Source organism: Salinactinospora qingdaonensis (genome assembly GCF_039539445.1).
GTDB lineage: Bacteria > Actinomycetota > Actinomycetes > Streptosporangiales > Streptosporangiaceae > Salinactinospora > Salinactinospora qingdaonensis.
This window is the reverse complement of the sequence record NZ_BAABDD010000026.1, coordinates 18,816-30,720: the sequence shown is the minus strand read 5'-3', so window position 1 is coordinate 30,720 and position 11,905 is coordinate 18,816. Positions and strand designations below refer to the sequence as shown.

Here is an 11,905-nt window from a genome sequence, read left to right as displayed (position 1 = left end):
TGGTGTCACCGTGACCACGCCCCCCACCCCCGTGATGGATGAGCGGCTGCTGCGCGTGGCCGCCCAGACCAAGGGGTTCATGCCCGACGACGAGGGGCGCGCGCTCTTCGAGGCGGCGTTTGCCTACGCTGCGCTCGGCCCGGTGATGGAGATCGGCAGCTACTGCGGCAAGTCCACCGTCTATCTCGGCGCAGCCGCGCTGCATTCGGCGGCCACCGTGTTCACCGTCGACCACCACCGCGGTTCCGAGGAGCACCAGCCCGGGTGGCAGTACCACGATGCGAGCCTGATCGACCCGATAACGGGACGGTTCGACACCTTGGGGGCGTTCCGCCAGACCATGGCGGCCGCCGACCTTGAGGAGACCGTCATCGCCATCGTCGGGCGTTCCGCCACCCTCGCCGCGTTCTGGCGCACCCCCCTGGGGATGGTCTTCATCGATGGGGGGCACACAGAGGAGAGCGCCCAGGCCGACTACGCCAACTGGAGCCCACACCTGGTACCTGGCGGCGCGCTGGCCATCCACGATGTCTTTCCGAATCCGGCCGATGGGGGGCGTCCCCCTTACCACATCTACCGTCGCGCGCTGAGCTCTGGCGAGTTCGTCGAGGTCGCCCACCAAGGGTCACTGCGCGTACTGCGTCGCCGTCCCTGAGTGGGGTGCGTTCGTCCGCTACTGCGCAAACCCCGGGAGTCCGCTGGGACTCCGCTGAGAATCTTTAGGCTGTGTTCTCATGCTTACTTTCGGAGGTATTGGCGCTGATCGGCCGATTCGCGGCTTTCTCTCAAGGGAGGGCCGGCGGTACCGTCGCTGTCATCGCCCGAGGTCATGGCTTTTTCGCGTCGTGTGCCTCCGAAGTCGGTGTCTAGGCGCCCGCTACCTTGTGCAATCGCCTGCTGTGGCGGTGGAGCCGGGTATCGTGTGCCGAGGGTCTCGGCGTCCCCCCGACGCGCCGACCCGAATGGGATTCTGGTTAAACCAAACCGCCCCACCTTCGCGTCATAGTTATGGCAGCTCTATGGCAACCGCCGTATAGGGGGGAACGAGCACTCCAGGGGGCGAGGAACTGAGCGAGAGCACCTACGGCGGCGGCGACAACCAGCCGCGCCCTGAAGCTGAAACGTCTGACACCGGTAACTCTTCTGCGACGAGCGACGTGGATTCCAAGCAGCCTGAACCCAACGACCACACGGACGAGGGCAGCGACGCGCGCCCAACCACGCCTGGCGACACGAGCGCCGAGGCGACCTCGCGCGCCGTCAGCAGCGATGTCTTCGGAACCGACGAATCACCCGCCGACAGCGGCACCGGCACCGCCGGGCACCAGAGCCTCGGAGGAGAGGACGCTTTTGCCGCTCCAGCGAGCGGCACCGCCCCCCAACCTGAGTCAGCGCCCGGTGATGTGCATGACCCGGAGGCGAACCACGCCACCCAGTCCTACGACCATCAGACCTATGCCGGTTCCACCACCGGTTTCGACTGGTTCGGATCGACCGAGTCCTTAGGGGAGGAAGGCACCGAATCGACGGCTCAACGCGAGCCCTCCGAAGAAGCGACCGCTACCGATGACTCGCCCTACACCGGAGCGAGCGCCTTCAAGGACAGCGGCAGCTTCTTTCGGGACAAAGTAGCGCGCAACCTTGCTGAACAGTACGGCCTGACCCTGGACGAGGAAGGCCGCATCACCCAAGCGGAGGACACGGCAGACGCCCCCGCCTCCGCAGCCGAAACCTCCGTTGCTCCCGACGCCGCCGGCGAGGAGCCCGACGGCACGGCTTCCGACTCTTCCACTTCTTCAGTGTCGGGCTCGTCTGATCCGCAGGAGGAGACGGTTCGGCTGAGTCCCGGCGATGAGGCTGGTGGTGGGGAGGCTGAGCCGGTGGGAGTCGAGCCTGAGACGGTTCGGCTGAGTCCTGGCGGCGAGGCTGGTGAGGATGTTGATGCGACGGCTACGGCTTCTTTCGCGATTCCTGCGGAGTTGCGTGGGGAGTCGTCCTCGGATGTCTCTGGTGGGGATGCGGGGGTGGAGTCGTCTGATCCGCAGGAGGAGACGGTTCGGCTGAGTCCCGGCGATGAGGCTGGTGGTGGGGAGGCTGAGCCGGTGGGAGTCGAGCCTGAGACGGTTCGGCTGAGTCCTGGCGGCGAGGCTGGTGAGGATGTTGATGCGACGGCTACGGCTTCTTTCGCGATTCCTGCGGAGTTGCGTGGGGAGTCGTCCTCGGATGTCTCTGGTGGGGATGCGGGGGTGGAGTCGTCTGATCCGCAGGAGGAGACGGTTCGGCTGAGTCCCGGCGGCGAGGCTGGTGGTGGGGAGGCTGAGCCGGTGGGAGTCGAGCCTGAGACGGTTCGGCTGAGTCCTGGCGACGACGGCATTGCGGAGGCCGCGGACGAGGTCGGTGCGGTCGCTGCCGACCCTGCGGGAGCCGAGCCTGAGGCGGGTCAGCCACCCCCCGGCGATGAGGACGGCGTTGGGGGGACTGCGAGTGAGGTCGGTGCGGTTGCTGGCGACCCTGCGGGAGCTGATCCTGAGACGACGTGGCTGAGCCCGGCTGTACCGCAGTCGGAATCTCCCGCGGCCACAGCGGCCTTTGACGCGACGGAAAGTCCGCACTCACCGGCGAACGCACCGACTCCCGAATCCGGGCCGTCCGATTCCGCTGAGACCACGGTCCGGAGCTTCGCCGGTCAGGAGCCGACTGCTGAGCACACGGTCGCCGCAACGGGCGCCACGCCGGAGCCCGAGACTGACTCCTCGCGCTATGACGGCTGGGACCCGGAGGGCACGGCCGCCTTCACCCCTGTCTTCGACGACGCCGACGACGCCGACGACGCCAACGACGATGACGACGGCGAGCTGGCAGGCTCTCCGACCACTTCGCCCTCGGAAACTCGCCCGTCGCCCGACACCACCCCCGATCGCCGGCACGGGCCTCCCTCACGCGATGAGCCGACCGCTGGCTCCCATCCGTCAGCAGAGCCACCCGCGGCGGAGAGCGCGACGGCGACCTCGGGAGCGACCGACACCGAATCGCAGTTCGACGGCGCGGCGACCAGCGGTGCCGCTCCCACCGAAACCACCCTCTCGGGCATCCCCTCTCGGCCCGCAGGGCGGGGCGATCCCGCAAGCTCCCAACAGCGTCGAGACGAAACCATCGCTTCGCAACGGGCCGCGGGTGCCGACACCACCGAAGCGAGCTCTCCGGCAACGACCGCTGCCGGCGCCTCCCAGGGGCGAGGTGGTCCCCCCGAGCCGCCGTCTCCCACCCCCTCCGGTGGTGCCGACGACAACGGTTCCACCGCGTCGCTCACCAAGACGCGCCCCCCGAAGTCCGGGGGTACCAAAGCCGGCAAGAACGGCAAGCGCAAGCGTCCGCTCTGGTTCCGGTTGACCAGGGCCGGCATCTTCACGGTCGCGGTCATGTTCGTGTTGGCCACGATCGGTTTCGGTGTCGCCTACGCCACCATCCCGGTACCCAACGCCACCCAAGCCCAGGTCATGTACCAGGGCTCCACCTTCTACTACTCCGACGGCGAGACGGTGTTCTCCGAGCGCGGGGTCAACCGTGACCCGGTGGATCTGGAGGAGGTGCCCGAGCGGGTCCAAAACGCGATCCTCTCCGCGGAGAACCGGGGCTTCTGGGACGAGCCGGGCGTCTCCATTACCGGGACGATGCGGGCGGCTTTCTCCACGCTGACCGGGCAGCAGGTGCAGGGCGGGTCGACCATCACCCAGCAGATGGTGCGCAACTACTACGAGGGGCTGAGCCAGGAGCGCACGGTCAGCCGCAAGATGCGGGAGATCATCATCTCCCTCAAGGTCGACCGGTCCCAGCCCAAAGAGTGGATTCTGGAGCAGTACCTCAACACGATCTACTTCGGTCGCAACGCCTACGGCATCCAGGCTGCCGCCCAGGCTTACTACCACAAAGACGTCGGTGACCTGACCAGCTCCGAGGCGGCGCTGCTGGCGGCGGCCATCCAGCAGCCCACCAAGTTCGGGCTGGCCGACAGCGAGACCACACCGGAGATGGAGAACCGGTGGGGCTACGTAGTCGATGGACTCGTCAGCATGGGCACCATCTCCCAGGCCGAGGCCCAGGAGTACGAGTTCCCCAAGCCCAACGAGCAGATCCCACAGGAGGGCGTCGACCTCAGCGGCTACAAGGGCTACATGTTGCAGCAGGCCATGGCGGAGCTCAAGGAGCTCGGCTATGACGAGGACAGCATCAACCGCGGCGGCTACAAGGTCGTCACCAGCTTCGACAAGCGGCTTATGGAAGCGGCCAAGGAGGCGGTCAACACCCACGTCCCACCCGAGGACCGCTCCGAGGGGGTCAAGGTGGGCCTCACCGCCGTCAACCCGGCCAACGGCGAGGTCGTCGCCTTCTATGGCGGCGAGGACTATATGGCCAACCAGTACGACACCGCTTTCAACGGCACCGCCCAGATCGGGTCCTCGTTCAAGCCCTACGTCTTGGCGACGGCGCTCCACCAGGGCTACAGCCTCAACTCCATGGTCGACGGCTCCTACCCGCAGACGTTCAACGGTAAGTCGATCACCAGTCACGGGCCCAACCGTCCTATCGACCTGATCGAGGCCACCGCCTTCTCCAGCAACACCGGCTACATCAACCTCGGGTTGAACGTCGGGCTCAAGGAGGTCCGGCAGATGGCCTACGACATGGGCCTGCCCGAGGGCAGCATCAAGGACCACCAGCTCGTGCCGGTCATGCCGTTGGGGGTCTCCAGCGTCAGTCCGTTCGACCAGGCCAGCGCGTACGGGACCTTCGCCAACGGCGGGGTGCGCGTCGAGCCGCACGTCGTCCGCGAGGTCATCAACCTCGACGGTGAGAACGAGCGTCCCGAGGTGGGCAGCAATCGGGTGCTCAGCCAGGACGAGGCGGCAGACGCCACCCACGCCCTGGAGCAGGTGCTCAACTACGGTACGGCGGCCGGCAAGAAGCCGGGCCGTCCCGCCGCGGGCAAGACCGGCACCACCGACGGGAACGTGGCCGCGTGGTTCGCTGGCTATACGCCGCAGCTTTCCGCGGCGGTGGGCATTTACAGCGCCGACAACAAGTCAACGGTCTCGCTGCCCTACTACGGCCCTATCTCGGGAGGCAGCGCACCAGCCGATGTCTGGGAGACCTTCATGACCACCGCCCACGAAGGCAAGGAGGTCAAGGAGTTCCCCGATCCGCCCTTCGGCGGCGAGACGGAGTACTGGGCCGAGCCAGAGCCAGAGGAACCGGCCACGCCGGGCCCCCAGGAGCCGCAGCAGCCTGGCCAGCCCGAGCCCGGCGCCGGAACGGGTGAGCCGGGCACCGGCAACCCCGGTGACGGTGGCGGTACCGGTGATGGCGGTGACACCGGTGGTGACGGTGGCGGTACCGGTGACGGTGGTGACACCGGTGGTGACGGTGGCGGTACCGGTGACGGTGGTGACACCGGTGGTGACGGTGGTGACACCGGTGGTGACGGTGGCGACACCGGCGGTGGTGGTGGCACCGGCGGTGGTGGCGACACTGGCGGTGGTGGTGGCACCGGCGGCGATACCGGCGGTGACACCGGCGGAACCGGTGGTACCGGCGGTGAAACCGTCTCGGGTGCGAGCTCCGACTTCTGACCACGGCGCGGGGCGGTCTACCCAACGGGGGACCGCCCCGCGACCGGGTTCTGTTCTCGGCCGGCTGGGGTGTGGGCCGTGGGGGTGTTCTTCGTTCGCTCGTGCCTCGATCGCTTCGCGATCTCGGCAGCCTGTGGGGCGGCAGCGAAGGCGCCCGCCTCCTTCCACCCACCGCCGGCCCTCACCGCCCTTGCCAAAGAACAGAACCTGAACACAGGGCTGGCGGTCGTTTTGGGGCAGTGACAGCGCGACCGCCGGCCTAGAAGGTGGTTGGCCGACGCTCGTGCCTTCCTCGCTTCGCTCGCTCGGCAGCCTCACCGGGATGCGAGCGCGGGCGCACGTCATCGATGACGGGGGGCGTCGGGGGAGTTCTGAGGGCGCTGCGAGGCTGCCTCCGCGCGTGTCGTGGTCCCTCGGCCGCTCCGCGTCCCGTACCCGCCCGGTGCTCTTGCGGGCTGCCGAGATCGCGCAGCGATCGAGGTGGAAGTGAACGACGGCTCCCTCAGTCGCCGGCCACCAACGCTTCGCCCAGCGGTCGCATACCCGTGAAGGCCACGTCCGCCACCACCGTCGCGAACGACCGGTCTCGCGGGCGGCGCGAACGGCACCCGGCCCCACACCCGTACTCCTCCCGAGAGACAGAACTCAGCCCACGATGTCCCCGCACCCGCATGCCTCGGGCACGGAAAACGCCCCGTCCTGGCAGGGGACGCGGGTGAAGGCGGTCGCTCCCGCTGTTGTCTCGGTCAGCGCGTCCACAGCCAGGATGACCGCGGCTGCCGTCCAGGTGCTGCGTTCGACGGGCCACCGGACATCCTCGGCGAACTGGTAGCCGGTCCAGTAAGCGCCGTCGTCGGGGTCGCGTAGATGCTGCATGTCGGCGAGGAGGCTCGTGCCGCGGTCGCTTTCGCCCATGGCGGCCAGCGTCATCACGAGTTCGCAGGTCTCAGCTCCCGTGATCCACGGCTGGTCACTCACGCACCGCGTTCCCAGGTTCGGCACGACGAAGGTGTCCCACCGGTCGGCGACCCGTTCCTTGGCCTGTGCATCGCGCACGGCGCCGCCCAGAATGGGGTAGTACCAGTCCATCGAGAACCGGCCGCGGTCGGCGAACACGGATTCGTGATCGGCGACGAGGTGGCCCAGCCGCGCCGCCGCCGACTCCCACTCCTGCTGGGGCTGATCAAGGTGTCGAGCCAGGGCCGAAGCGCACCACAGGGCGTGGTGGATGCTCGCGCACGCCGTCAGAAGGGCGTGGTCGCCGGCAGTGCCGTCGGGGGAGCGGGACCATTGAATCTCGCCGCGGCGGGTGCGTAGCCCCAGCGCGAATTCGATCCCGCCGCGCACCGTCGGCCACAGCCGCCGCGCGAACGCCGTATCGCCGGTGACGAGGAGGTGCTGCCAGACCCCTACGGCGGGGTAGGCGGCGTGGTTGGCCTCGCGCAACGGGTTGATCACCGTGCCGTCGCGGATCTTGGCCGGCCACGAGCCGTCGGGCGACTGGGTGGCGGCGAGCCAGTCGTAGGCGCGCTCGGCGGCCGTGAGGTGCCCGGTGGCCGACAGCGCCATGGCGCACTCCACGTGGTCCCAGGCGTCCACATGCCCGCCGGGGAACCAGGGGATCGCGCCGTCGCTCTCCTGGCAGCCGCTCAGGTAGCGCGCGGTCTGGGCGATCTCCTCGGCGCTGAGCACACCGGGCAGTTCCAGGGGGGCCGGTTGTCGGGGGGTGGGCGGCGCCGTCACGTGCCGGCTCCCAGTCCCTCGTCTCCGCTGCCGGCCTTGGCGGGCTTGCGCAGGTAGACGACGACGCTTTTGCCGATCAGCGGGTTGAGGAGCCGTTCGGTGGCGCGGGTGACCTTGGGGGCGCGCAGGATGTCCCACACCAGGAGCCGGTGGTAGGAGGCGACGAGCGGATGCTTCTCGTTGGCGGTGCCGACGGCGCACTTGAGCCACCAGTAGGGGGTGTGCAGCGCGTGCGCGTGGTGGTGCGGGCCGATCTCGAAGCCGGCTGCCTTGAGTTTGGCTTCCAGTTCGGCCCGAGTGTAGATGCGGACGTGGCCGCCCTCGTTAGTGTGGTAGTCCTCCGACAGGGCCCAGCACAGTCGCTCCGGTAGCCAGCTCGGTACCGTCACCGCCGCGATCCCCCCGGGGCGCAGCACGCGGTACAGTTCGGCGATCGCCTGCGTATCGTGCGGGATGTGTTCGAGGATCTCGGCAGCGACGACCCGGTCGAACGTGCCGTCCTCGAACGGCATGTCGAGAGCGTCTCCTTTGACGGTGTCGGCCTGCGCGCCGGCCGGAGCCTCTCCGGCGGTGCGCATCGCGGAGAACATCGTGGCGACCTCGGCCAGGTCGTTCTCATTGTGGTCGAAGGCCACCACATCGGCGCCGCGGCGGTAGGCCTCGAAGGCGTGTCGGCCGTTGCCGCAGCCCACATCGAGGACCTGCTGCCCGGGGGTGATGGGAAAGAGGGTGAAGTCGACGGTGATCAGGGGGCACTCCTTTTCTCGGGCCTGACCGGCCGGTTCGTCGGGGCGCGACCACCCGCTGTGCGGGGCGGGAGCAGGCGCGCGACGACGGCGCTGTTACAGCGAGCTGAGGCTCGGCGACCGGTGGTGGGTCGTGGCGATCGTCGCGGCGTAGCGCTGCGCGGTGGCCGCCGCGACCGCTCGCCAGCTAAACCTTTCCCGCACGCGGGTCCAGGCCGCCTCTCCGAGCCGGGTGCGCTCCTTCTCGTCGTCGAGCAGCGCGGCGATCGTCGCGGCGAGCTCGGCCACGTCGCCGGGGGAGACAAGCCGCCCCGCCCCGCTGTCGCCGACGACTTCCGGCAGCGCGCCGGCGCGGCTGGCGATGAGGGGGGTCGCGCAGGCCATGGCTTCCACCGCCGGCAGGGAGAACCCTTCGTAGAACGAGGGGACGACCGCGATCTCCGCTGAGGCGAGCAGGTGGGCGAGTTCGGTGTCGTCGAGACCGTTGCGGAAGGTGACGTGCTCGCGCAGGCACAGTTCGTCGACGAGCCGCTCGACGGGGCCGTCCGGCCGCGGTTTACTGACGATGGTCAGCGAGATCCGCCGTTCGGTAGCCAGCTTGGCCGCAGCCCGCAGCAGGGTGGCCACCCCCTTGAGCGGGCTGTCGGCGCTGGCCACGCAGACGATGTGTCCGGGGAGGCGGGGGATATCGGGGCGAGGGTGGAAGAACCGGGTGTCGACGCCGAGGGGCACGACGTCGATGCTGGAGCGGCGCACGCCGAACTCGCGCACGATGTCGTCAGCGGAGGCGTGGGAGGGCACCAGGATCGAGTGGAGGCGCCGCGCCACGCGGCCCTGCATTCCGACGAAGCTGTACCAGCGGCGCTTGGACAGCTTCATCCAGCCTTGGGCCTCCTTGATCTCGATGCGGCGGTCCACGGTGATGGGGTGGTGGATAGTGGTCACAAGCGGGACCCCGAAGCGCTGCACGCCCAGCAGGCCGTACCCCAGGGTTTGGTTGTCGTGGATCACGTCGAACTCGCCGTGGCGCGAGCGCAGCGCCCGCAGGACCCGCAGCGAGAAGGTCAATGGCTCGGGGAAGCCCGCCGTCCACATGGTGCCGACCTCTAGGGCGTCGATCCAGTCGCGCCACTGCCGTAGCGGTGGGGTGGTGAAGGGAGCTTCGTCGTTGTAGAGATCGAGGCTGGGGACCGTTTCTAGTTCGACGCCTTCGTCGAGCTCGGGGTAGGGCTGACCGGAGAAGACCCGCACGTGGTGGCCGAGCGCGGCCAGCTCACGCGAGAGGTGCCGGACGTAGACGCCCTGGCCACCGCAGTGCGGCTTGCTGCGGTAGGACAGCAGGGCGATACGCAGTGGGTGATCGTGGTGCGGCATGTGGCTAACCCATCGGCGTCGGGACACGGTGAGCGGGAGATGTCGGCGGCGCGGTTGACGCGCGGCGACGAGGAGAATCGGGGGCGTGGCTTTTTGCCGGCAGAGCCAACACATCACCTCGTCTGTCGCTCGCTGGTCCCGCCACCGTTGGCGACTGAAGAGCCGGACGACCATGCCGCCTGCGCGGTCGACCGTTAGGCGGCATGGGGGGCACGTCCGGGTGATGCCCGCCCCCGTAGGTTACTGGCCAGTTTAATACCTGGCCGGTGGCGCCGAACTGCCGGTTAACGCTAACGAACCGCTGCGCAACGAGGCCCGGTTGCGTCGTGCTGGAGCCACCTCAGCCGCGGTCGGGGGAGTTGGGAAGCCGGTTCAGGAGAGCCTGGCAGCCATAGCGGGCTTCTCGGCGTGCCAGGGGCTGGCTGGGGCGCCAAAGCGTGCGCCCGGTGGCGAGGCGGGACCGGGCGGCCCCGTGGGGCTGGCCGGCCCTGCCTCGCCTGAACCGCTGCTCAGCCTGGCCGGTGCCTGCGATGGGCGCTCCTCTGCTCCTGTCCACCGGCGCCCGGTGGGCGGCGGCGCCTACAGCCGTGGGTGCGCTGCTCAACCGCTCCTGGCATTCGGCGCTGGGGAGGTCGGCAGCGAACCTGTGCCGGTGCCGCCCCACTGGCCTGGTTCAGACCTGGCTCAATCGTCTTGGAACAGGTCCAAGATGCCGCCGAAGAGTCCTCGGATGGGACCGTCGTGACGGTCCGCTTCACTCGCGCTGGGAGAGGGGGAAGCCGGTTCGGGGGAGTCGTCGCCGAGGTCGCCGCCGGTCGAGGCGGCGGTGCTGGGAGTAGCGCTCTGTTGGGAGGTGGGGGCCGCGGCGACGGTGGAGTCCTCTGGGGTGGGGTGGCCGGCTCTCTCGGGGCTGCCGCCGGCCGAGCTTTGCGGGCGCGGCGTCGGAAGGGAGCTCGCCTCAGCGACCGAGGCGGTCTCGACGTCGGTGGGGGGCTCGCTCGGCGAGATCTCGGTGGTGAGGGAGGCCGTTGAGGGGGAGGGGCTGGCGGGTGCGGTCGCCACGGGATCGGGGGGCGGCGAACCGGCGATCCTGATGGCGGGGCCGCCTGCCATCGTGCTGCCCAGCACCCACAGTCCCAGAGCCACGATGGCCGTCGCCAACCCAGCCAAGGCGGGGGTCAGCCAGCGTCCCCACCGCACGTGCTCCTCGTCGCCGCCGCCTTCCCCGCCCCCCACTTCGGCCACGGGCTCTGCGGCGTTCACGAGTGGGACGTCGGCGGTGGTGAGGCGGTCGCGGGGCAGTGTCTGGGTCTCCTCCGCCTCGCGCGTCGCGCCTTTGTCGGTTTCCTCAGCCAGGAGGCCTTCCCCGGCCAGCAGAGTTGCCCCGGCACCGCGTTCGCAGTGGAGCGGGAAACCGTCCGCTCCCAGCGGCGCCACGATCTCGGCAGCTCGTGCCCGCTCGTCAGCCAGTTCGGCGAGGCGGCAGCCGGCCAGCGTCTCGACCCGACACCCGGCCGGAGGGTCGGGTGGGTTCACGGTGGCCAGCAGCTCCGTGACGTCCATCAGCGTCCACTGGCTGGCACCGGGGCGGTCAGGGCGGGCCATGCGTTCTGACAGCAGGTCGACGACCCTGCGCAGGGCTGCTCGGCACAGTTCGCTCGCGGTTTCGGGAGCGAACCCCAGGATCAGCCCGATCTGTGACGGTGTCAGTTCCTGGCGTAGGTACAGCTCCAGCAGTTCGCGGTAGCTGGGAGGCAGTTGCAGCAGCGTCGAGACGGCGAGGCGTTCCTCGTCGGCGACCACCAATTCACCGTAGGGCGAGTGCGGAGCGAAACCCCGGTTTTGGCACGCGGTTCGCGCCAGCGAGAACAGCCAGGGGCGCAGCAGTGAACGGTCCTGTAGCCGGTCGATCAGCGTTACCGCCGCCAGAAACGTTTCGCAGGCAGCCGCGCCGGCGCCGTCACGGTGCTCGTGTGAGCCGGCGCCGATCAGTGTCCAGCAGTACCGGTAGACCCCTGGGGCGAAGGCGTCGTACCACTCCTCATAGCCGCGACCTTCGGAGACCAGCACGGCGAATTCGGTGTCGGTCGGTGGGGAGGAGCCCCCGCCCGGTTCTGGTCGCGCAGTCAAGATCCCCTCCTGAAACCCACTGCGGCGGTGCGGGCATCCAGCGGAGTGGAAAAGTAGAAAAGCCGGAGTCGCCCGAAACACCAGTGGTCATGTTTCCGCTAGCAGCGCAGATCCCCCCGGATTGCGGTCACGAGCATAGTCCTTTTACTCCTTCGATTAGGCGTATATGCCCGGTTTTGTAGAGGTAGCGCTGTGTAACTGCGGTTGTGTGGGGGTACCTGGATGTGACTTCAGACGGTTTTCGCTGGTAAGCGCGGCGTATTGGCGTCGGTGACGTGACGCGGA

6 protein-coding genes are annotated in these 11,905 nt (G+C 68.9%); 2 read left to right on the top strand and 4 right to left on the bottom strand.

Features of this window, described 5'->3' with window-relative positions; all coding sequences use genetic code 11:
• Positions 1 to 34: 34 nt before the first annotated feature.
• Together ABD848_RS19925 and ABD848_RS19920 are read left to right on the top strand one after the other, a co-directional pair.
• Positions 35 to 655 (top strand): class I SAM-dependent methyltransferase, encoded by a 621-nt coding sequence (locus ABD848_RS19925; protein WP_344974904.1) that lies wholly within the window; start codon positions 35 to 37, stop codon positions 653 to 655.
• Positions 656 to 1,157: 502 nt separating this feature from the next.
• Entirely contained in the window at positions 1,158 to 5,627 is a 4,470-nt protein-coding gene (locus ABD848_RS19920) for a transglycosylase domain-containing protein (RefSeq protein ID WP_344974812.1), read from the top strand.
• 645 nt (positions 5,628 to 6,272) lie between these two features.
• Here the strand turns inward: ABD848_RS19920 and ABD848_RS19915 are convergent.
• From ABD848_RS19915 to ABD848_RS19900, 4 genes are all read right to left on the bottom strand, one after another.
• Positions 6,273 to 7,370, bottom strand: coding sequence for a prenyltransferase/squalene oxidase repeat-containing protein (locus ABD848_RS19915; RefSeq protein WP_344974809.1), 1,098 nt, complete (start codon positions 7,368 to 7,370; stop codon positions 6,273 to 6,275).
• A complete protein-coding gene (locus tag ABD848_RS19910) occupies positions 7,367 to 8,119 on the bottom strand; it encodes a class I SAM-dependent methyltransferase (protein ID WP_344974901.1) in 753 nt (250 codons plus the stop codon). The genes ABD848_RS19915 and ABD848_RS19910 overlap by 4 nt, the downstream gene beginning before the upstream one ends.
• A gap of 93 nt (positions 8,120 to 8,212) precedes the next feature.
• Positions 8,213 to 9,490 (bottom strand): glycosyltransferase family 4 protein, encoded by a 1,278-nt coding sequence (locus tag ABD848_RS19905; protein ID WP_344974806.1) that lies wholly within the window; start codon positions 9,488 to 9,490, stop codon positions 8,213 to 8,215.
• Positions 9,491 to 10,174: 684 nt separating this feature from the next.
• Positions 10,175 to 11,620 carry an RNA polymerase sigma factor gene (locus tag ABD848_RS19900; protein WP_344974804.1) on the bottom strand — a complete coding sequence of 482 codons (1,446 nt, stop codon included), beginning with the start codon at positions 11,618 to 11,620 and terminating at the stop codon, positions 10,175 to 10,177.
• Positions 11,621 to 11,905: the final 285 nt, after the last annotated feature.

Excerpts from the sequence above, each read along its gene's own strand:
- ABD848_RS19925 (WP_344974904.1), top strand. The coding sequence starts at position 35 with ATGGATGAGCGGCTGCTGCGCGTGGCCGCCCAGACCAAGGGGTTCATG.
- ABD848_RS19905 (WP_344974806.1), bottom strand. The coding sequence starts at position 9,490 with ATGCCGCACCACGATCACCCACTGCGTATCGCCCTGCTGTCCTACCGC.